Source organism: Streptomyces sp. NPDC046465 (assembly GCF_040646035.1).
Classification (GTDB): Bacteria; Actinomycetota; Actinomycetes; order Streptomycetales; family Streptomycetaceae; genus Streptomyces.
Genome location: NZ_JBEYZK010000001.1, coordinates 571,071 through 591,832 on the forward strand (window position 1 = coordinate 571,071; position 20,762 = coordinate 591,832).

The following is a 20,762-nucleotide window of genomic DNA, read 5'->3' on the forward strand; positions in this document are numbered from 1 at the left end:
CCTAGACGCCCGAGGCGCCGGTTCGGATCCTTCCCGTCGCGATCCAGTACCGCAGCTTTCCGCCCCGCTCGTCCTCGAAGGTGCCGCCCACCGCCTCGATGACCTTGCGCGAGCCGGTGTTGTCGGTGTCGCAGGTCACCAGGACGGATTCCAGGCCCAGTTCGGCCGCGTACGGGAGGCAGGCGCGCAGCATGTCGGTGGCGTGGCCGCGGCGGCGGGCGGTGGGGCGGACGTCGTAGCCGATGTGGCCGCCGTACTCGCGCAGGAAGCGCGTGGCGACGCTGTGCCGGATGGTGATGCGGCCGAGGTAGTGGGTGCCGTCGACGTACCAGAGGGTCGTGACGGGGACGGCGAGCGGTTCGGCGGGGTAGGCGGCGGCGCGGACCTCGGCCACGTACGACGCGAAGACGGCGCGGTCCCGCCAGCGGGTGCCGTACTGGCGCAGGGTGCTGCCGAGCGTCGTGTCGTCGCCGGGCCCGCCCTGCCCCTCGGCCCGGAGCTCCTCCATCGCGGCGATGTAGGAGCGGTGCACCAGGGCGGTGGGCAGGACGAGACGGGGCATCTGCGGGCCGCTCGACGCGTCGGCTTCGGTACCGGTCTCCGCTACTTCACGACCGTCAGCGGCAGGAGCTTCTTGCCGGTGGGGCCGATCTGGATCTCGGTCTGCATCTGCGGGCACACGCCACAATCGAAGCACGGCGTCCAGCGGCAGTCCTCGACCTCGGTCTCGTCGAGCGAGTCCTGCCAGTCCTCCCAGAGCCAGTCCTTGTCGAGACCGGAGTCCAGGTGGTCCCAGGGCAGGACCTCTTCGTACGTGCGCTCACGCGTCGTGTACCAGTCGACGTCGACGCCCACCTCGGGCAGCGTCTTCTCGGCGCAGCGCATCCAGCGCTCGTAGCTGAAGTGCTCGCGCCAGCCGTCGAAGCGGCCGCCGTCCTCGTAGACCGCGCGGATGACGGAGCCGATGCGGCGGTCGCCGCGCGAGAGCAGGCCCTCGACGATGCCGGGCTTGCCGTCGTGGTAGCGGAAGCCGATCGAGCGGCCGTACTTCTTGTCGCCGCGGATCTTGTCGCGCAGCTTCGCGAGGCGGGCATCCGTCTCCTCGGCCGACAGCTGCGGGGCCCACTGGAAGGGCGTGTGCGGCTTGGGCACGAAGCCGCCGATGGAGACCGTGCAGCGGATGTCGTTGCCCGCGACCTCGCGGCCCTTGGCGATGACGTTCGCCGCCATGTCCGCGATCTGCAGGACGTCCTCGTCGGTCTCGGTGGGCAGGCCGAGCATGAAGTACAGCTTGACCTGGCGCCAGCCGTTGCCGTACGCGGTCGCGACGGTGCGGATCAGGTCCTCTTCGGAGACCATCTTGTTGATGACCTTCCGCATCCGCTCGCTGCCGCCCTCGGGCGCGAACGTCAGACCCGAGCGGCGGCCGTTCCTCGTCAGCTCGTTCGCCAGGTCGATGTTGAAGGCGTCGACGCGGGTCGAGGGGAGGGACAGACCGATCTTGTCCTCCTCGTACCGGTCGGCGAGGCCCTTCGCGACGTCGGCGATCTCGCTGTGGTCGGCGGAGGAGAGGGAGAGCAGGCCCACCTCTTCGAAGCCGGTCGCCTTCAGACCCTTCTCGACCATGTCGCCGATGCCGGTGATGCTTCGCTCCCGCACGGGGCGCGTGATCATGCCGGCCTGGCAGAAACGGCAGCCGCGGGTGCAGCCGCGGAAGATCTCCACGGACATGCGCTCGTGGACGGTCTCGGCGAGCGGGACGAGGGGCTGCTTGGGGTAGGGCCACTCGTCGAGGTCCATGACGGTGTGCTTGGACACGCGCCACGGCACACCGCTGCGGTTGGGAACGACGCGGCCGATCCGGCCGTCCGGGAGGTACTCGACGTCGTAGAACCCCGGGACGTAGACCGAGCCGGTCCTGGCGAGCCGGAAGAGGACCTCCTCGCGGCCGCCGGGGCGGCCCTCGGCCTTCCAGGCGCGGATGATCTCCGTCATGTCGAGCACGGCCTGCTCGCCGTCGCCGATGATCGCGGCGTCGATGAACTCCGCGATCGGCTCGGGGTTGAAGGCGGCGTGGCCGCCGGCGAGCACGATCGGGTCGCCCAGGGTGCGGTCCTTGGCCTCCATGGGGATGCCCGCGAGATCGAGGGCGGCCAGCATGTTGGTGTACCCGAGCTCGGTGGAGAAGCTGAGGCCGAAGACGTCGAAGGCGCCGACGGGGCGGTGCGAGTCGACGGTGAACTGGGGGACCCGGTGCTCGCGCATCAGGGCCTCCAGGTCGGGCCAGACGCTGTAGGTGCGCTCGGCGACGACGCCCGCGCGCTCGTTGAGGACCTCGTAGAGGATCTGGACGCCCTGGTTGGGCAGCCCGACCTCGTACGCGTCCGGGTACATGAGCGCCCAGCGGACGTCACAGCTGTCCCACGGCTTGACGGTGGAGTTCAGCTCACCGCCGACGTACTGGATGGGCTTCTGCACATGCGGGAGCAGAGCTTCGAGCTGTGGGAAGACCGATTCGGCAGACATCGCGGACCTTCATGAGCTGGCAGGGGTGACCATCAAGCGTACCCCGCTGCTCAGCCGCCCAACGCCGCCCGCACCTTCTTGCGGGCGGCCGCGGCCCAGGTCTCTGGCAGTTCCCGCTCCCGGTCCGCGCCCGCCGCCTCCTCCTGGCCGTACAGAAGCCCCCAGGTGAAGGCGGACTCCCCGGCCAGATGGGCCTGGATCGCCAGCGCCCGCAGGGCCTCGCGCGCGACCACGCTGTCCTGGTGGTCGCCGAGGACGCTCTGCACGGCCTTCATCCTTTTGGCGAACCGTTGCGCGGGCTTGCCGAGCGCGGGGACCGCCGACTCGCCCGCGTACCTGGCGCGCTTGGCGGCCTTGCGGGCGGCGTGCAGGGCGAGGTCGCGCTCGTGGCCCGGGGGCAGTTCCAGGGCGTGTTCGATACGGGTGGCCAGGCGGGCGTAGTCCTTGAGTGCCGCCTTGGGCAGCGCCTTCTTGGGCGCTGTGGCGGCGGCGGGGCGCAGCGGGGGTGCGGCGAGCAGGGCGTCGAGCGTGTCCAGGAGCGCGAGGTAGCGCTTGCTCTCCAGGACGGTGACCGTCCGGTGCCGCGCGCCGGTGCGGCGCGCCACGTCCCAGATGCGCAGCCGTCCGCGCACCGGGCCGAGGACGAGGGTCCGCGGCAGCGCGCCGACGCGGGCGGCGAGCCGTTCGTTGAGGACTTCCTGGTCGCGGGCGACGCCCAGTTCGCCCGCGAGCCATTTGAGTTCGTCGCCCACGGGGTCGGTGGCCGTGCGGTCGAGGATCTTCCGGTACGACTTGAAGGCGCTGCGCAGCCGCCGGGTGGCGACCCTCATCTGGTGTACGGAGTCGGGCAGTTCGCGGCGGACCGCGGGGTCGAGCGAGACGATCGCGTCGCGCTGGGCGCGGAGGTAGGCGAGGACGTGGTCCCCGGTGCGGCCGGGTCCTTCGCCGACGGTCTCGTGCACCTCCGCGGCCACGGCCTCGCCCTTCCCGGCCTTCTTGCCCCTGCGCACGGACGTCTCGGGCCGCGCCTTGGCGGCGGTGTGCTCCCGCGGCTCGGTCTCGGCGAGTGCCCTGGCCAGCTTCGAGGTCGCCGCGGAGCGCCGCACGCCCGCCTTCTTCAGCTTCTTCTCGACCTTGTCGAGGAGCGCGGGGTCACCGCCGTCCGCCAGCTCCACCTCGGCCTCGGTCCAGTCGACGGTGCCGACGCCGCCGGCGAGCCGCTCGGCGATGACCCGGTCGACGCTGACCTCGGCGAGCAGGGCGCCCGACGCGTCGAGGAGGTGGCAGCGGGTCCTCGCGGTCAGCAGCCGTACGACGGGGACGAGTTCGGCCCCGCGCACCCGGGAGTGGACGAGGCCGGTGAGCTCGCGCGGCACCGTGTCCGAGAGCGGCGCCTGGATCTCGTCGCGCACGCCCTCGGCGAGCGACACGGGCAGTTTCAGGTGCCAGCCCTCGTCGGCGCCGCCGGTGCGGCGCCGCAGCGTGACCGATCCCGCGGCCAGGCGCTGGTCGGTGGTGTCCCAGTAGACGGCGTCCAGTTCGACGACGCCTCTGTCGACGGCGTCCGCGACCCCGGCGACCCCGGACAGGTCGGGCAGCGTCGCGTCAGGCCCGATGTCGTACTTCCGCTCGATCTCGCGCTTCGTCTCCGCCATGAATTGAATCTAGACGCGAAATGCGAGGGCAAACATGTCTACGACAGGACCTTGGCCGACCCAGGCCGGTCCAGGCCGCTCTAGGCCGACATCGGACGCTGCACCTTGATCGACTGGAGTAGCCCCACGGCCACCCAGACCGCGAACATCGACGAACCTCCGTACGAGACGAAGGGCAGCGGGAGACCGGCCACCGGCATGATGCCGAGCGTCATGCCGATGTTCTCGAAGGCCTGGAAGGCGAACCAGGCGATGATCCCGGCGGCGACGATCGTGCCGTACAGCTCGGTCGTCTCACGGGCGATGCGGCAGGCGCGCCACAGGACGAGGCCGAGCAGGAGCAGGATCGCTCCCGCGCCCACGAAGCCGAGCTCCTCCCCCGCGACCGTGAAGACGAAGTCCGTCTGCTGTTCGGGGACGAACTGGCCGGTGGTCTGGGAGCCCTTGGTCAGCCCGGTGCCGGTCAGGCCGCCGGAGCCGATGGCGATGCGCGCCTGGTTGGTGTTGTAGCCGACGCCCGCCGGGTCGAGCGCGGGGTTGGCGAAGGCGGCGAAACGGGCGATCTGGTAGTCGTCGAGGACGCCGAGCTGCCATATGGCGACGCCACCGGCGACGCCGGTGCCGAGCAGTCCGAACACCCAGCGGTTGGAGGCGCCGGAGGCGAGCAGCACACCGAGCACGATCATCGCCATGACCATGACCGAGCCGAGGTCCGGCATGAGCATCACGATCGCCACCGGCACGGCGGCGAGGCCGAGCGCCTGCACGACCGTCCGCTGGTCCGGATGCTCCCGGTCGCCCGCGTCGACGCGGGCCGCGAGCAGCATCGCCATCCCCAGGATGATCGTGATCTTCACGAACTCGGAGGGCTGGAGCGAGAAGCCGCCGCCGAGCACGATCCACGCGTGCGCGCCGTTGATCGTCGCGCCGAGCGGGGTGAGGACGAGCAGCACGAGGAAGACGGAGAGGCCGTAGAGGATCGGCACGGCCGTGCGCAGCGTGCGGTGGCCGAGCCAGACGGTGCCGATCATCAGGGCGAAGCCGATGCCGGTGTTCAGGACGTGCTTGAGCGCGAAGGACCACGGGTCGTCGCCGACGAGCTCGGTGCGGTTGCGGGTCGCGGAGTAGACGAGGGCGGTGCCGATCCCGGAGAGCGCGATCGCCGCGAACAGCATCGGCCAGTCGAGCCGGCGCACTATCGAGTCGCGGGCCAGGAGCCGCGACATCCCGGAGCGCTCGGGTCCGTACCCGGAGACGGAGAATCCGCTGCCGGTCATCAGTCCCGCCTCCAGTTCTCGGCCGGTGGCCCGGCCAACTGCTGCTCCTCGGCCGGCGGCTTGGGCGCCTCGGGCTTGTACGGCTTGATCCTCGGGGAGTCGATGGAGCCGTCGGTCTCGATCTTCGGCAGCTTCTTCTGCGGTTCGGGCAGGAGGGCCTTCTTCATGTCCTGCTTGCCCTCGTCGTCGAGGCCGTAGATCGCGTTGTAGATCTGCCGGACCGCGGGCCCCGAGGCGCCGGAGCCGGTACCGCCCTGGGCGATCGTCATGACGATCGTGTAGTCCTTGGTGTACGTCGCGAACCACGAGGTGGTCTGCTTGCCGTAGACCTCGGCGGTACCGGTCTTGGCGTGCATCGGGATCTTCTTCTGCGGCCAGCCCTGGAAGCGCCAGGCCGCCGTGCCGCGCGTGGCGACGTCGGCGAGGGCACCGTCTATTTTCTTCTGCAGCTTGGCGTCGAAGGGCAGCTTGCCGTGCGACTTGGGCGCGATCTCCTCGACCTGCTTGCCGTCGGCGCTGACGATCGCCTTGCCGACGGTGGGGTCGTGGAGGGTGCCGCCGTTGGCGATGGCGGAGTAGATCGTGGCCATCTGTATCGGCGTGACGAGGGTGTCGCCCTGTCCGATGGAGTAGTTGACGGAGTCACCGGCGCGCATCTTCATGCCTTCGAGGCAGTTCTCGTAGGCGATGCGCTCGGCGTAGTCGCCGCCGCTCTTCTTGCCCTGCCTGCACCAGGCGTCCTTGTTGGCCTTCCAGTAGTCCTTCTTCCACTGGCGGTCGGGGACGCGGCCGGTGACCTCGTTGGGGAGGTCGATGCCGGTCTCCTTGCCGAGGCCGAACTGGTGAGCGGTCTTGTAGAACCAGTCCTTGGGGTGCGCCGCCGGCTTGTTCCCGCCGTCCTTGCGCCACTGGTCGTGCGACAGCTTGTAGAAGACGGTGTCGCAGGAGACCTCGAGGGCCTGGCCGAGGCTGATGGAGCCGTGGCCCTTGGACTCGTAGTTCTTGAAGGTCTGGCCGCCGACGGAGTACGAGCTGGGGCACGGGTAGCTGCCGTCGAAGTCGTAGCCCGCGTTGACCGCCGCGGTCGTCGGGATGACCTTGAAGATCGAGCCGGGGGCGGCCTGGCCCTGGATGGCGCGGTTGAGCAGCGGGTAGTTGGACGTCTTGCCGGTGAGGCGCGAGTAGTCCTTGCCGGAGATGCCGCCGACCCAGGCGTTCGGGTCGTACGACGGGTTGGAGGCCATGGAGACGACGCGTCCCGTCTTGTTCTCCATGACGACGACGGCGCCCGCGTCGGCCTTGTAGTTCTCGCTGGTGTTCTTGTCGAACTCCTTGCGGGCCTTCTTCATCGCGTCGTTCAGCCAGTACTCGGAGACGGCCTGCACGCGCGCGTCGATGCTGGTGACGACGTTCGCGCCGGACCTGGCGTCGTCCGACTCGGCCTTGCCGATGACGCGGCCGAGGTTGTCGACCTCGTAGCGGGTGACACCGGCCTTGCCGCGCAGCTGCTTGTCGTACGTGCGCTCCAGGCCGGAGCGGCCCACCATGTCCGAGCGCAGGAACGGCGAGTCGGTGTTCTCGGCCTTGTTGATCTCTTCGTCGGTGACGGGCGAGAGATAGCCGAGGACCTGCGCGGTGTTGGACTTGCCGGGGGCGGCGTAGCGGCGCACGGCGGTGGGCTCGGCGGTGATGCCGGGGAAGTCCTCGGAGCGCTCGCGGATCTGCAGGGCCTGGCGGGGCGTGGCCTCGTCGGTGATCGGGATGGGCTGGTAGGGCGAGCCGTTCCAGCAGGGCTGCGGGGTCTTGGCGTCGCAGAGGCGGACCTTGCCCGCGACGTCCTCGGGCTTCATGTCGAGGACGTCGGCGAGCTTGGCGAGGACCGCCTTGCCGTCGTCCTTCATCTTCATCAGGTCCGTGCGGGACGCGGAGACGACCAGGCGGGTCTCGTTGTCGGCGATCGGCACGCCGCGGGCGTCCAGGATGGAGCCGCGCACTGCGGGCTGGACGACCTGCTGGACGTGGTTGCCGGAGGCCTCCTCGGCGTACTCGTCGCCGTTGCGGACCTGGAGGTACCAGAGGCGGCCGCCGAGGGTGAGCAGGAGGGAGACGACGAGGATCTGGATGACGATGAGGCGGATCTGGACGCGTGGGGTCCGTCCGGTCTCGGGGATGTTGGTCACTGCTGCTGCCTCCCCCTCTCAGTGTGCGTACGGGTAGTACGTGTACACGCCCAACCTGTGCGTGTACGCAGGCGCTCGCGGGTCCTGCCGGGTGGCGTTCACAGGCGCTTGACCCCCTTGATGCGTCCGGCGCGGGCGACTCTGGCCTTGGCCGCCTTCGCCCGCAGGCCGCCGCCGCGCTGGTTGCCGATGCTCAGCCCGGTGCCGGAGGAGAGCCAGCCGGAGGAGACGTCGGCCGCCTTGTTCACGGGCGAGTTCTCCCCGAGCGGGTCGTTCTCGGCGCGCCGGGCGACCGCGATGATCAGCGGCACCGTGAAGGGCGCGAGCAGCAGGTCGTAGAGCGCGGCGGTGAACAGGAGCCCGATCAGGCCCACGTGGCGGGCGGCGGTGTCCCCGACGAGGGAGCCCACGCCCGCGTAGAGCAGCGTCGATCCGATGGCGGCGCTGACGACCACGACGAGCGGCCCTGTGGCGGAGCGGAGCCGGCCGTTGTCGGGCTTGGCGAGGCCCGCGAGGTAGCCGACGACGCAGAGCACGAGCGCGTACCGCCCGACGGCGTGGTCGGCCGGCGGCGCCAGGTCGGCGAGCAGCCCGGCGCCGAAGCCGACGAGGGCGCCGCCCACGTGGCCGTAGACGAGGGCGAGACCGAGGACGGTGAGCAGGACCAGGTCCGGCACCGCGCCCGGCAGTTGGAGCCGGGCCAGGACGCTGACCTGGATGACCAGGGCGACGACGACGAGGGCGGTGGACAGCAGGATTCGGTTGAGGCGCATGGGTCCGGTCTCCTACTGCTCGTCGCCGGTGTCGGCGCCTTCGGCGGGCGGCCGGCCTGACGGGGTGGCCGTGACGGTCACCGTCGGGGTCGGCTTGGGCTTCTCGGGCTTCTTCGGCAGGACCGTGTCGCGCGGGTCCTCGCGGGGCGCCTCGACCACGACACCGACGATGTCGAGCTTGGTGAACCCGACGTACGGCTTGACGTAGACGTTGCGGGTGAGGTCACCGCCCGAGGGGTCGACGCGGACGATCTCGCCGACCGGTACGCCCGGCACGAACGGCTTGTCCTTGCGCGAGCCGAAGGTGACCAGGCGGTCGCCCTTCTTGACCTTGGCCTTGCCGTTGAGCAGCTGGACGGAGAGCGGACGGTCGCCCTGGCCGGTGGCGAAGCCGAGCTCGTCGGTCTTCTCCATGCGGGTGCCGACGGTGAAGTCGGGGTCGTTGGCGAGCAGGACGGTGGAGGTGTTCGGGCCGACCGTGGTGACGCGGCCGACCAGACCGTCGCCGTTCAGGACGGTCATGTCGCGCTTGAGTCCGTCGTTGGCACCGGCGTCGATGGTGACGGTCCAGGAGAAGCCCTGGGCCGCTCCTATCCCGATGACCTCGGCGCCCTTGATGCCGTACTGGCCGGCTCCGGCCTTCTTCAGCATGCTGTCGAGCTGCTGCACCCGGCTGCGGTTGCGGTCGTCGCTGCCGAGCTTCGCCTTCAGGGCGGCGTTCTGGCGTTCCAGTTCGGCGATGCGGCTGTGGCGCTCTCCGGAGTCGCGTACCGCGCCGATGGCGTTGCCGATCGGGTCGACGGCGGAGGACATGCCCTCCTCGACCGGACCGAACACCGTCGCGGCGGCCCGGCGGGCACCGTCGACCGGTGAGTCCTCGCCGCCGCGGATGTCCACCGTGATCAAAGCGAACGCGATGGCGACCAGCAGCACCAGGAGCAGCCGGCTCTCTCGTGTGTCCCTCACGTGCGGCGGCGTGCCTTCCTCAATCGGATTCCGTGGAGTCTGCGGGTTCCACGGGTTTATGGGGAATTCTTCTGCCTTGCCTCTATATCAACGATCCGCCGCACGAGATGGCAGGCACTCGTACGGCGGATGTCGGCGCGTCAGATCATCTGCGCGGCTGGGCGTCAAGCACCTGCTGCAACGCCTCGAACTCCTCGACGCACTTTCCGGAGCCCAGCGCCACGCTGTCGAGCGGGTCCTCGGCGATGTGGATCGGCATGCCGGTCTCCCGGCGCAGCCGCTCGTCGAGGCCGCGCAGCAGGGCGCCGCCACCGGTGAGAACGATGCCGCGGTCCATCACGTCACCCGAAAGTTCCGGCGGGCACTTGTCGAGGGTGGTCTTCACCGCGTCGACGATGGCGTTGACCGGCTCCTCGATGGCCTTGCGGACCTCGGCGGCGGAGATGACGACGGTCTTGGGCAGCCCGGAGACCAGGTCACGGCCGCGGATCTCGGTGTGCTCGTCGGCGTCCATGTCGTACGCCGAACCGATGGTGATCTTGATCTGTTCGGCGGTGCGCTCGCCGAGGAGGAGGGAGTACTCCTTCTTGATGTGCTGGATGATCGCGTTGTCCAGCTCGTCGCCCGCGACCCGGATGGACTGCGCCGTGACGATTCCGCCGAGCGAGATGACGGCGACCTCGGTGGTGCCACCGCCGATGTCGACCACCATGTTGCCGGTGGCCTCGTGGACCGGCAGACCGGAGCCGATGGCCGCGGCCATGGGCTCCTCGATGATGTGCACCTGGCGCGCACCGGCCTGCGAGGAGGCCTCGATGACGGCGCGGCGCTCGACGCCCGTGATGCCCGAGGGCACGCAGACGACGACGCGCGGGCGGGCGAGGTAGCGCCGCTTGTGGATCTTCAGGATGAAGTAGCGGAGCATCCGCTCGGTGATCTCGAAGTCGGCGATGACGCCGTCCTTCAGCGGGCGCACCGCGACGATGTTGCCGGGCGTGCGCCCGATCATCTTCTTCGCCTCGGCGCCCACCGCGAGGATGCCACCGGTGTTGGTGTTGATCGCGACGACGGACGGCTCGTTGAGAACGATCCCCCGACCCCTGACGTACACCAGCGTGTTGGCGGTCCCGAGGTCGACAGCCATGTCACGGCCGATGAACGACATGTTGTTCCCCATGAGGATGCGTCTGGCCTTCCCTATTGGAGCGTTTGATGGCTTTTTAGGTAGGCGAGGTGGGTGCTGTGTGGCAGTGGAGGCTTCCATCGTAGTCTCGGCTGCGCGAACACGGCGCTAGGGTCTTCGCCATTGTCAGCAGATGATGCGCCGCCCCGCCTTTTCAGACGTGCCATCGGAGGCACGGGTTCCCCCGATTGGGGTTGCATATGCCAAGGGACGGCCGAATTCCTCCGGCCGTCCCCGTGCTGGTCCGACTCCGTCCTGACGCCGCGTCAAGAAACCATGACGAAGCCTTTGCGGATCAGCGGATCGCGGATCAGCGGATCAGACGGCGTCCGGGAAGAAGATCTTGAACTCGCGCTCGGCGGACTCCTCGGAGTCCGAGGCGTGAATCAGGTTCTCCCGGACGATCGTGCCGAAGTCGCCGCGGATCGAGCCCGGCGCCGCGGCGATCGGGTCCGTCGGACCGGCGAGCGCGCGCACACCCTCGATGACCCGCTCCCCCTCGACGACGAGCGCGACGACGGGACCCGACGACATGAAGGCGACCAGCGGCTCGTAGAAGGGCTTGCCCTTGTGCTCGCCGTAGTGCTGCTCCAGGGTCTCCTGGTCCAGCGAACGCAGCTCCAGCGCGGAGATCGTCCAGCCCGCCTTGCGCTCGATGCGGCCGATGACCTCTCCGATCAGCCCGCGACGGACGGTGTCGGGCTTCAGCAGGACGAGGGTGCGCTGGCTCATGTGCGGCTCCAAGAGGTGTTCTTCAAGAAGTGTTCTTCAAGAGGTGTTCTTACGATCTTTACGATCACGAGGGGTTGCCCGGCACGATACCGAGCCGCCGCGGCCGGGCGTGCCGCAGGGCAGGACGCCGGTCTCGGTGACCGGAACCCGTACGGTCAGGCCGTCTCGGCAGCCTGCGCCGCGAACCTCGCCTTTGCCTCGTCGATCTTGCGGCCGAAGTGGACCGACGCCCACCACAGGGCGGCGAACACCGCGCCGAGGAAGAACATCGTCGGCACCACGAAGCCGCTCACGATCAGGGCGATCTGCAACGCCCAGCCGAGCTGCACCCCGCCGGGCCGGGTGATCATTCCGCAGAGCAGCACGGACACCGCCATCGCGATGCCGCAGACCGTCCAGACCGTGCCCATGGACAGGTCATCGTCCTTCATGGCGACCAGACCCGCGAAGCCGATGACGAAGAACTCGCCGATCAGCGTCGAGGCGCAGAGCGTACGCACAGGAATCAGCCTCTCCCCAGGAGCAGTCGGGCCTCGCCGACCGTGATGACGGAACCAGTGATGAGCACGCCGCCGCCCGCGTACTCCCCCTCTTCCTCGGCGAGGGTGATCGCTGCCTCCAGGGCGTCGTCGAGGCGCGGCTCGACCTGCACGCGGTCGTCGCCGAACACCTCGACGGCCAGGCCCGCGAGCGTGTCCGCGTCCATCGCACGGTGGCTGGAGTTCTGCGTGACGACGACCTCGGCGAAGATCGGCTCGAACGCTTCGAGGAGCCCCTTCACGTCCTTGTCGTCGCTCGCGCCGACCACACCGATCAGCCGGCTGAAGTCGAACGCCTCACTGACCGCGGCGGCCGCGGCGCGCGCGCCCGCCGGGTTGTGCGCGGCGTCCACGACGACGGTGGGCGAGCGGCGCATCACCTCGAGGCGGCCGGGCGAGGCCACCGTCGCGAAGGCCTTGCGGATCGTGTCGATGTCCAGCGGGCGCGCGTGCTGCGAGCCGATACCGAAGAAGGCCTCGACCGCGGCGAGCGCCACCGCGGCGTTGTGCGCCTGGTGTTCGCCGTGCAGCGGCAGGAAGATCTCCTCGTACTCACCGCCGAGGCCGCGCAGCGTCATGAGCTGGCCGCCGACCGCGACCTGGCGGGCGACGACGCCGAACTCCAGGCCCTCGCGGGCCACCGTCGCGTTGGTCTCCACGGCCTTCTTCAGGAGCACCTGCGCGGCGTCCACCTGCTGCTGGGCCATGATCACCGTCGAGTCCGGCTTGATGATGCCGGCCTTCTCCTTGGCGATCTCGCCGGGCGTGGAGCCGAGGCGGTCCGTGTGGTCCAGGTCAATGGGGGTGATGACGGCCACCGAGCCGTCGATCACGTTCGTCGCGTCCCAGCTGCCGCCCATGCCGACCTCGACGACGGCGACGTCCACCGGGGCGTCCGCGAAGGCCGCGTACGCCATGCCGGTGAGCACCTCGAAGAAGGAGAGGCGGTACTCCTCCTTGGCGTCGACCATCTCCACGTAGGGCTTGATGTCGTTGTAGGTCTCGACGAAGCGCTCGGCCTCGACGGGGTTGCCGTCCAGGCTGATCCGCTCGGTGATCGACTGGACATGGGGCGAGGTGTAGCGCCCGGTGCGCAGGTCGAAGGCGGAGAACAGCGCCTCGATCATGCGGGCCGTGGACGTCTTGCCGTTCGTCCCCGTGATGTGGATCGAGGGGTACGCGCGCTGGGGCTCGCCCAGGACGTCCATCAGCGCGGCGATACGGCTGACGGAGGGCTCCAGCTTCGTCTCGCCCCAGCGGCCGGCGAGCTCCGTCTCCACCTCGCGCAGCGCCCTGTCCACCTCCGGGTCGGTGGGGCGGGCGGGGATGTCGCCCTGCGGCGGCCCCGCCTGGGCGCGCAGAGTGCGGCTGCCGGCCTCGATCACCGCGAGGTCGGGGTCACGGTCCGTCTCGGCGCCGACGATCTCCTCGAAGGCGTCGTCGGGCTCGGCGGGTCGGTCGTCGTCGTTCGGGGGGAGGTCACTCACGTACGCCAGTCTACGGAGCGGTGCCGACACTCGCCGTCAGGACCTCCACGTAGGGCCCAGGGACCTTCGCCGTAGGGCCCAGGTACCTTCGTCGGGACCTTCGGCCCGTCCGATTCGGGACCTTGGTCCCTCCGCTTCGCGGCGCCGCCGGGCAAACTTGGCGATCATGGACATAGGTATCGACCTCGGCACTGCGAACACCCTCCTCTACGTGCGCGGCAAGGGGATCGTGCTCAACGAGCCGTCGGTGGTCGCCGTGCGCGCGGCCAGGGGCGGCAAGAGCGGGGTGCTCGCCGTGGGGGCGGAGGCCAAGGAGACCATCGGGCGGACGCCCGGGTCCATCACCGCCATCCGTCCGCTGCGGGACGGCGTGATCAGTGACTACGAAGCCGCCGAGGAGATGATCCGGCACTTCGTGCGCAAGGCCGTGCCGGGACGCCGTCCCCGTACGCGCATGGTCGTGTGCGTACCGAGCGGGGTCACGCCCGTCGAGCGGCGCGCCATCGTGCACGCGTCGCAGCGGGCCGGGGCGCGGGCCGTGCATCTCGTGGAGGAGCCGATGGCCGCCGCGATCGGCGCGGGCCTGCCGGTCGCCGAGCCCCGCGGGTCGATGGTCGTCGACATCGGGGGCGGCACGACCGAGGTCGCGGTGATCTCCCTGGGCGGCATCGTCACGGCCCAGTCCCTGCGGGTGGGCGGCGACCGGCTCGACGCGGCCATCACCGACTTCGTACGCAAGGAGCACGCGCTGCTCATCGGTGAACGCACCGCCGAGGACATCAAGGTCGGCATCGGCTCCGCGTGGCCCGTGCCGGGTGAGGACACGCTGGAGATGCGGACGTTCACCGTGCGGGGGCGGGAGAAGGTGGGCGGTCTGCCCAAGACGGTGGACCTGACGACGCGTGAGGTGCGGGCGGCTCTGGACGAGCCGGTCGAGCAGATCATCACGGCGGTCAAGGCGACCCTGGAGGAGTGCCCGCCTGAGCTGTCCGGCGACATCATGGAGCACGGGATCGTGCTGACGGGCGGCGGCGCGCTGCTCCCCGGCCTCGACCTCCGGCTCGCCTCCGGTACGGGGATTCCCGTCTTCGTCGCCGACGATCCGCTGGACAGTGTCGCCATGGGGTGCGGGAAGTGTGTCGAGGACTTCGACGGTCTTGAGCGGGTGATGTCAGCGGCGTAGGCCTACCGGCCGGGGGGGGGTGATTCGTCTGCGGGTCGGCGAGGGCTGGTCGCGCAGTTCCCCGCGCCCCTTGAACGGCACGGGTGGGTGTTTCGTCTGCGGGGCTGTGGGGGCTGGTCGCGCAGTTCCTCGCGCCCCTTGAACGGCACGGGTGGGTGTTTCGTCTGCGGGGCTGTGGGGGCTGGTCGCGCCGTTCCCCGCGCCCCTTGAACGGCACGGGTGGGTGTTTCGTCTGCGGGGCTGTGGGGGCTGGTCGCGCCGTTCCTCGCGCCCCTTGAGCGGCGTCTTCGGTCGACGGCGAGGCAGGGTCACTCAGGGGCGCGGGGAACTGCGCGGCCCGCCCCCACCGGCCCGCGGTGGCGGACGCGCCCTCAGGGGGCCGTCAGTTCGCCCGCCGACAGCGTCGCCCGGACCTCGTACACGTCCCCCCGCGGCCCCGCCGCGAACGTGCCGCCGACCGCCCGGATCCGTTCCGCCATGCCCGTCGTGCCCGTGCCCGCCGAGACCGGGGCGGCGGGTGGGGCCGCGGCGGGAAGCGGGTTGGTCACCGTGATGTCCAGGCGGCCCGCGCGCAGGGCCACGCGGACCGTCACCTTCTCGCCCGGCGCGTGCTTCGCCGCGTTCGTCAGGCACTCCTGGACCACCCGGTGGACCGCCGCCTGGCGGAGCGGGGAGAGCCGGTGGGCCTCGTCGGCGATCAGGAGGTCGACGGGGCTGCCCGCGCGGCCGCTGCGCTCCGCGAGGCCGGGGAGCGCGTCGAGGCCCGGGGTCGGCGTCCCGTCCGTACCGCGCTGCACGATGATCTCGTTCAGCATCCGGTGCGCGCTGCGTGCCGTCTCCGAGAGGTCCTCGAAGTCGTTCTCGAAGGCACCGCCCTCGGCCCGGCGCGCAAGCACCTGGGAGCGCACGCTCAGCAGCGTGAGCTCACGGCCGACGAAGTCGTGCACGTCCCGCGCGATGCGGACCCGCTCCTGCTGGACGGCGTGCAGCGTGTCGGTCTCCGCGCGCTGCGCCGCAAGGGCCCGGACCAGGTCCTGCCGGTTCGCGGCGACGCCGACGCCCGCCGCGAGCACCCCGATCGGCACGACCAGGCTGAGGAACGAGCCGAGCGTGGACCCCCGGTGCACCGGCCAGCCCGGCAGGCTGAACATCACGTACGCGAAGGCGACGTACCCGATGACGCCGAGCGTCCCGGCCACCCGGCCCCGGTAGCGCGCCAGCGAGTAGAGCACGAACTGGGCCAGCGTCAGCTCGTGCAGCCAGCCCAGGAAGAGCAGCGCGACCCCGTACGTCACCCAGGGCAGCCTGCGCCGCAGCAGCAGCGTGGACGCGCCGGCCGCGAGGGTCAGGACGGCGAGCGGGCCGTTGAGGGAGTTGTCCGCCTCGGCGAGGCCGGGGACGTCCAGGCTCATCAGCGCGAAGGCGCTGACCGCCGTGAGCGCGTCCTGGGCCCGCGGCGCCTGGGACCAGCGCCCGCAGAGGCGGACGGCCGAGGCCGCCGCCTGGCGAATCGCCTGGGCGGCGGGCAGGTTGCGCATGCCTTCCATCATGCAAGGTCTTTCGGCCCGGCCCACCGGACTTAGGTCCTTGATTTGGTGATTTGCCGCACCCCGGTCGTTTGCGGGCGAACCATCGGGTGTGCACACAACGGGTGTACTTTCGGCGCGGCTGCCCGGCCCCGGGGCGCCCCGGGGGTCAAATCGGACCATGTGGTATGCCCAGAACCCCGCCAGGCGGACCCATCAGCTCGCCGGTGACGCCGGCATCCTCCTGTGGACCGCGCTGTGGGCCACGGCCGCCGTCCTCACGTACCGGCTGGCCTGCCTGCTCGCGGTCCCCCGTGCCCTGCAGCAACACAACGCGCCCCTGCCGCTGGTCGGCGGCCGCGTCGACACCGCGCTGCGCCGCGTCGCGGACGTCGTCGACGCCATGGATCCGGTGGCCGTCCGGACGGCCGTCGCCGTGGGCGCCCTCGCCCTCTTCGTCCTGCCCGTCGGCCTCGTCCTGGCCGCCTGGCTGCCGCGCCGGCTGCGCTGGGTCCGGCAGGCGGGCGCGGCCCGCGATCTCGCCGCCTCCGACGACGGCCGCGAGATCCTCGCCCTGCGCACCCTGCTCAGACCGCTGCACGAGGTGGCGGCGACCGCGACGAACATCGCGGGCGCCACCCCCGGCAGCCTCGCCGAGGGCTGGCGCAACGGCGATCCGCAGACCCTGGCCGCGCTGGCCGAGGCGGAGCTCGAACGGCTCGGCCTCGATCTGCTGCCGCGCGTCCCGGAGGAGCTCGGCCCCATCGGGCGGCAGGCAACGGGGCCGGTCGCCGAGTCCATCACGTAGCCGTACGCGTTTGCGTAGCCGTACGCGCGAAGGCCCCGGGACCGATGGACGGTTCCGGGGCCTTCGGGGTGTGCGGTGCTACGCGGCCGGCAGGGCTTCCAGTTGCGCCCGCAGCCGTGCGATGTCGGCCTCCGCCTTGGTGAGGCGGCCGCGGATCTTGTCGACCACGTTGTCCGGAGCCTTGGCGAGGAACGCCTCGTTGCCCAGCTTCGCCTCGGCCTGTGCCTTCTCCTTCTCGGCGGCGGCCAGGTCCTTGGCGAGGCGCTTGCGCTCGGCCGCCACGTCGATCGTGCCGGACAGGTCGAGCGCGACCGTGGCGCCCGAGACCGGCAGCGTCGCCGTCGCCGTGAAGGCGTCGCCCTCCGGCTGGAGGCGCAGGAGCTGGCGGATGGCGGCCTCGTGCGGGGCGAGCGCCGTGCCGTCCAGGGTCAGGCGGGCCGGCACCTTCTGGCCCGGCTGCAAGCCCTGGTCGGCGCGGAAGCGGCGGACCTCGGTGATGACCTGCTGGAGCGTCTCGATCTCGCGCTCGGCGCCCGCGTCGCGGAAGCCGCTGTCCGAGGGCCAGTCGGCGATGACGAGCGACTCGCCGCCGGTCAGCGCCGTCCAGAGCGTCTCCGTCACGAACGGGACGATCGGGTGGAGCAGGCGCAGCGTGACGTCGAGGACCTCGCCGAGGACGCGCGCCGAGACCTTCGCGCCCTCGCCGCCCGCCATGAACGTCGTCTTGGAGAGCTCGACGTACCAGTCGAAGACCTCGTCCCACGCGAAGTGGAAGAGGGCGTCCGAGAGCTTGGCGAACTGGTAGTCGTCGTAGAGCGCGTCGACTTCGGCGACCGTCGCGTTGAGCCGGGAGAGCACCCAGCGGTCGGTGGCGGACAGCTGCTCGGCCGGGGGCAGCTCGCCCTCGATCGTGGCGCCGTTCATCATCGCGAAGCGCGTGGCGTTCCAGATCTTGTTGGCGAAGTTGCGCGAGCCCTGGACCCAGTCCTCGCCGATCGGCACGTCGGTGCCGGGGTTGGCGCCGCGGGCGAGCGTGAAGCGCAGGGCGTCCGAGCCGTACTTGTCCATCCAGTCCAGCGGGTTGACCGCGTTGCCGAAGGACTTCGACATCTTCTTGCCGAACTGGTCGCGGACCATGCCGTGCAGCACGATCGTGTGGAACGGCGGGGTGCCGTCCATCGCGTACAGGCCGAACATCATCATCCGGGCGACCCAGAAGAAGAGGATGTCGTAGCCGGTGACCAGGACGGAGTTCGGGTAGAACTTCGCGAGCGAGTCGGTCTGCTCGGGCCAGCCCAGCGTGGAGAACGGCCACAGGCCCGAGGAGAACCACGTGTCGAGCACGTCGTGGTCCTGCGTCCAGCCCTCGCCCGTGGGCGCCTCGTCGTCGGGGCCGACGCAGACGACCTCGCCGTTCGGGCCGTACCAGACGGGGATGCGGTGGCCCCACCAGAGCTGGCGCGAGATGCACCAGTCGTGGAGGTTGTCGACCCAGTCGAAGTACCGCTTCTCCATCTCCTGCGGGTGGATCTTGACCTTGCCGTCGCGGACCGCGTCACCGGCGGCCTTCGCGAGCGGGCCGACCTTGACCCACCACTGCATCGACAGGCGCGGCTCGATGGTGGTCTTGCAGCGCGAGCAGTGGCCGACGGAGTGCGTGTACGGGCGCTTCTCGGCGACGATGCGGCCCTCGGCGCGCAGCGCGCCGACGATGGCGGAGCGGGCCTCCAGGCGGTCGAGGCCCTGGAAGGGGCCGGGGACCGTGATGACCGCGTGCTCGTCCATGACCGCGATGTTCGGCAGCGAGTGGCGCTGACCGATCTCGAAGTCGTTCGGGTCGTGCGCCGGGGTCACCTTGACGGCGCCGGTGCCGAACTCGGGGTCGACGTGCTCGTCGGCGACGACCGGGATCGTGCGGTCGGTCAGCGGCAGCTTGATCTGCTTGCCGACCAGGTGCTTGTACCGCTCGTCCTCGGGGTGGACCGCGACGGCGGTGTCACCGAGCATCGTCTCGGCGCGGGTGGTGGCGACGACGAGCGTCTCGTCCCCCTCGCCGTACTTGATCGAGACCAGTTCGCCGTCGTCGTCCTGGTACTCGACCTCGATGTCCGAGATCGCGGTCAGACAGCGCGGGCACCAGTTGATGATGCGCTCGGCGCGGTAGATCAGCTCGTCGTCGTAGAGCTTCTTGAAGATGGTCTGGACGGACTTCGAGAGCCCCTCGTCCATCGTGAACCGCTCACGCGACCAGTCCACGCCGTCGCCGAGACGGCGCATCTGCCCGGAGATCTGCCCCCCGGACTCCCCCTTCCACTTCCACACGCGCTCGATGAACTCCTCGCGCCCGAGGTCGTGGCGGGACTTGCCCTCCTTGGCGAGCTCGCGCTCCACCACGTTCTGCGTGGCGATGCCCGCGTGGTCCATGCCGGGCTGCCAGAGCGTCTCGTGGCCCTGCATGCGCTTGCGGCGGGTGAGGGCGTCGATGAGCGTGTGCTCGAAGGCGTGGCCCAGGTGGAGCGCGCCGGTCACGTTCGGCGGCGGGATGACGACAGTGTACGGGGGCTTCTCGCTCTTCTCGTCGGCGGAGAAGTAACCCCGTTCCACCCAGCGCTCGTACAGCGGCCCCTCTACCTCGGCCGGCGCGTACTGGGTCGGCAGTTCGGGAGTGGTCGCTGGGGGCTGCTGCTGAGCGTTCTCGGTCACGCGGTCAGTTTAGAGGGGTCACGGAGCGGTCCAGAAACCGGAATCTTCGATAACGGTTGCCGTCGGGCTCCCCACAAGGTCACGGCTTCGTCCAGGATGTCCCGGACACATCAATATTCACGGGGGGACCCACGTCATGAGCGACCACCAGCCGGGCCCGTACGGGCAGCAGCCACCGCAGCCAGGACCGTACGGACAGCAGCCGCAACAGCCCCAGCAGTCGCAGCAGCCTCAGCAGAGTTACGGCCAGCCCGGTTACGGTCAGTCCGGTTACGGCCAGCCGCAGCCCGGATACAGCCAGCCCCAGCAGCCGGGCCCCTACGGTCAGCCGCCCCAGGCCCCCTACGGCCAGCAGCAGCCTTACGGTCAGGTCCCGCCCCCTCCCCCGCCCGCGGGGGGCGGTGGCAAGAAGAAGACCGGCATCATCATCGGCGCGGTCGCCGTGGTCGCGGCGCTCGGCGTCGGCGCGTACTTCGTCTTCGGCGGCAGCGACTCGGTGTCGGTGGAGGACGACGGCGCGCACAAGCTGGTGCCGCCGTCCTCCGTGGACGCGTACAAGAAGGGCAGCGATTCGAGCGCCCCCGGCGACGGCCCGCTCGGCTCCGGCGACAAGAAGAACGCCGAGGCCATCGGCATCAAGAACCCCGAGAACGTATCGGCCTCCTACGAGTCGGGCGCAGCCCTCAAGGGGAAGCAGATGAGCTTCCAGGGGATGTACGGCGACATCGAAGACCCGGAGCGCGCCGTCGACGACGGCTTCGCCAAGGCCGACGAGAACACGGAGAAGGAGTCGGGCAAGTCCACCGACGCCGGTGATGAGGTCGATCTCGTCGGCAGCCCCGAGACCGTCGAGCCCGACGGCCTCGACAACGCCGTCATGAAGTGCCAGACCGCCAGCATCAAGGACGACGGCGACGAGACGAAGCTGCCGATCTGCATCTGGGCCGACCACAGCACGTACGGCATCGTGTTCGGCATCGACTTGGCGGCGATGGCGAAGGGCAAGGGCGGCGGCATGGTCGTGGACGACGTCGCCGAGTTCGCCGCCCACCTGCGCAAGGCCGCCCGCGTCAAGGCGTAGCGGAGCATCTGGGGAGGAAGGGCCCGGGGCGGTGCCACCGTCCCGGGCCTCGTATGTCCACCCACACATCCGCCCGCACGTCCGCCCGCACGTCCGGCCTCTGGCACAGCCCTTCAACAACTCCGCATCGATCCGACCCTAGG

At 70.3% G+C, this 20,762-nt stretch carries 16 protein-coding genes; 3 read left to right on the forward strand and 13 right to left on the reverse strand.

All coding sequences use genetic code 11. The features are described 5' to 3' along the window. Nucleotide 1: 1 nt before the first annotated feature. From ABZ953_RS02570 to ABZ953_RS02620, 11 genes are all read right to left on the reverse strand, one after another. Nucleotides 2-562 carry a GNAT family N-acetyltransferase gene (locus tag ABZ953_RS02570; RefSeq protein ID WP_361715393.1) on the reverse strand — a complete coding sequence of 187 codons (561 nt, stop codon included), beginning with the start codon at nucleotides 560-562 and terminating at the stop codon, nucleotides 2-4. Nucleotides 563-603: 41 nt separating this feature from the next. Next, nucleotides 604-2,526: a TIGR03960 family B12-binding radical SAM protein gene (locus ABZ953_RS02575; RefSeq protein WP_361715396.1), complete on the reverse strand. Its 1,923-nt coding sequence runs from the start codon at nucleotides 2,524-2,526 to the stop codon at nucleotides 604-606. Between the two features lie 50 nt (nucleotides 2,527-2,576). Further along, nucleotides 2,577-4,181: a CYTH and CHAD domain-containing protein gene (locus ABZ953_RS02580; RefSeq protein WP_361715399.1), complete on the reverse strand. Its 1,605-nt coding sequence runs from the start codon at nucleotides 4,179-4,181 to the stop codon at nucleotides 2,577-2,579. A gap of 80 nt (nucleotides 4,182-4,261) precedes the next feature. Beyond that, nucleotides 4,262-5,458 (reverse strand): rod shape-determining protein RodA, encoded by a 1,197-nt coding sequence (gene rodA, locus ABZ953_RS02585; protein ID WP_361715402.1) that lies wholly within the window; start codon nucleotides 5,456-5,458, stop codon nucleotides 4,262-4,264. Beyond that, nucleotides 5,458-7,638 (reverse strand): penicillin-binding protein 2, encoded by a 2,181-nt coding sequence (gene mrdA, locus ABZ953_RS02590; RefSeq protein ID WP_361715405.1) that lies wholly within the window; start codon nucleotides 7,636-7,638, stop codon nucleotides 5,458-5,460. Before mrdA ends, rodA begins: the two co-directional genes overlap by 1 nt. A 98-nt stretch (nucleotides 7,639-7,736) precedes the next feature. Further along, nucleotides 7,737-8,411: a rod shape-determining protein MreD gene (gene mreD, locus ABZ953_RS02595; protein WP_361715408.1), complete on the reverse strand. Its 675-nt coding sequence runs from the start codon at nucleotides 8,409-8,411 to the stop codon at nucleotides 7,737-7,739. Between the two features lie 12 nt (nucleotides 8,412-8,423). Further along, nucleotides 8,424-9,377 (reverse strand): rod shape-determining protein MreC, encoded by a 954-nt coding sequence (gene mreC, locus ABZ953_RS02600; RefSeq protein WP_361715411.1) that lies wholly within the window; start codon nucleotides 9,375-9,377, stop codon nucleotides 8,424-8,426. A gap of 145 nt (nucleotides 9,378-9,522) precedes the next feature. Further along, nucleotides 9,523-10,542, reverse strand: coding sequence for a rod shape-determining protein (locus tag ABZ953_RS02605; RefSeq protein WP_030362602.1), 1,020 nt, complete (start codon nucleotides 10,540-10,542; stop codon nucleotides 9,523-9,525). 336 nt (nucleotides 10,543-10,878) lie between these two features. Then, complete coding sequence (ndk, locus tag ABZ953_RS02610) at nucleotides 10,879-11,292, reverse strand: nucleoside-diphosphate kinase (RefSeq protein ID WP_361715415.1); 414 nt, start codon at nucleotides 11,290-11,292, stop codon at nucleotides 10,879-10,881. Between the two features lie 155 nt (nucleotides 11,293-11,447). Beyond that, nucleotides 11,448-11,792: a DUF4233 domain-containing protein gene (locus tag ABZ953_RS02615; RefSeq protein ID WP_361715418.1), complete on the reverse strand. Its 345-nt coding sequence runs from the start codon at nucleotides 11,790-11,792 to the stop codon at nucleotides 11,448-11,450. Between the two features lie 5 nt (nucleotides 11,793-11,797). Further along, on the reverse strand, nucleotides 11,798-13,318 hold the full coding sequence (locus ABZ953_RS02620) for a folylpolyglutamate synthase/dihydrofolate synthase family protein (RefSeq protein ID WP_361715421.1): 1,521 nt from the start codon (nucleotides 13,316-13,318) through the stop codon (nucleotides 11,798-11,800). A 166-nt stretch (nucleotides 13,319-13,484) separates the two neighbouring features. Here ABZ953_RS02620 and ABZ953_RS02625 point away from each other — a divergent pair, with 166 nt between their 5' ends. After that, nucleotides 13,485-14,501 (forward strand): rod shape-determining protein, encoded by a 1,017-nt coding sequence (locus tag ABZ953_RS02625; protein WP_361715424.1) that lies wholly within the window; start codon nucleotides 13,485-13,487, stop codon nucleotides 14,499-14,501. Between the two features lie 371 nt (nucleotides 14,502-14,872). Here the strand turns inward: ABZ953_RS02625 and ABZ953_RS02630 are convergent, their stop codons facing one another. Then, nucleotides 14,873-16,039, reverse strand: coding sequence for a histidine kinase (locus ABZ953_RS02630; RefSeq protein ID WP_361715427.1), 1,167 nt, complete (start codon nucleotides 16,037-16,039; stop codon nucleotides 14,873-14,875). A gap of 169 nt (nucleotides 16,040-16,208) precedes the next feature. Here ABZ953_RS02630 and ABZ953_RS02635 point away from each other — a divergent pair, with 169 nt between their 5' ends. Continuing rightward, entirely contained in the window at nucleotides 16,209-16,835 is a 627-nt protein-coding gene (locus tag ABZ953_RS02635) for a hypothetical protein (protein ID WP_361715430.1), read from the forward strand. A 78-nt stretch (nucleotides 16,836-16,913) separates the two neighbouring features. Here ABZ953_RS02635 and ABZ953_RS02640 read toward each other — a convergent pair whose 3' ends face one another. Next, a complete protein-coding gene (locus ABZ953_RS02640) occupies nucleotides 16,914-19,538 on the reverse strand; it encodes a valine--tRNA ligase (protein ID WP_361715433.1) in 2,625 nt (874 codons plus the stop codon). A 136-nt stretch (nucleotides 19,539-19,674) separates the two neighbouring features. Between ABZ953_RS02640 and ABZ953_RS02645 the strand changes: the two genes are divergently transcribed. Then, nucleotides 19,675-20,619, forward strand: coding sequence for a hypothetical protein (locus tag ABZ953_RS02645; RefSeq protein ID WP_361715436.1), 945 nt, complete (start codon nucleotides 19,675-19,677; stop codon nucleotides 20,617-20,619). The last annotated feature ends 143 nt before the right edge of the window (nucleotides 20,620-20,762 follow it).

Bases quoted from the DNA above. Each gene is read 5' to 3' on its own strand.
- ABZ953_RS02570 (WP_361715393.1), bottom strand. From the start codon at position 562: ATGCCCCGTCTCGTCCTGCCCACCGCCCTGGTGCACCGCTCCTACATC.
- ABZ953_RS02575 (WP_361715396.1), bottom strand. From the start codon at position 2,526: ATGTCTGCCGAATCGGTCTTCCCACAGCTCGAAGCTCTGCTCCCGCAT.
- ABZ953_RS02580 (WP_361715399.1), bottom strand. From the start codon at position 4,181: ATGGCGGAGACGAAGCGCGAGATCGAGCGGAAGTACGACATCGGGCCT.
- rodA (WP_361715402.1), bottom strand. From the start codon at position 5,458: ATGACCGGCAGCGGATTCTCCGTCTCCGGGTACGGACCCGAGCGCTCC.
- mreD (WP_361715408.1), bottom strand. From the start codon at position 8,411: ATGCGCCTCAACCGAATCCTGCTGTCCACCGCCCTCGTCGTCGTCGCC.
- ABZ953_RS02605 (WP_030362602.1), bottom strand. From the start codon at position 10,542: ATGTCGTTCATCGGCCGTGACATGGCTGTCGACCTCGGGACCGCCAAC.
- ndk (WP_361715415.1), bottom strand. From the start codon at position 11,292: ATGAGCCAGCGCACCCTCGTCCTGCTGAAGCCCGACACCGTCCGTCGC.
- ABZ953_RS02625 (WP_361715424.1), top strand. From the start codon at position 13,485: ATGGACATAGGTATCGACCTCGGCACTGCGAACACCCTCCTCTACGTG.
- ABZ953_RS02630 (WP_361715427.1), bottom strand. From the start codon at position 16,039: ATGCGCAACCTGCCCGCCGCCCAGGCGATTCGCCAGGCGGCGGCCTCG.
- ABZ953_RS02635 (WP_361715430.1), top strand. From the start codon at position 16,209: ATGTGGTATGCCCAGAACCCCGCCAGGCGGACCCATCAGCTCGCCGGT.
- ABZ953_RS02645 (WP_361715436.1), top strand. From the start codon at position 19,675: ATGAGCGACCACCAGCCGGGCCCGTACGGGCAGCAGCCACCGCAGCCA.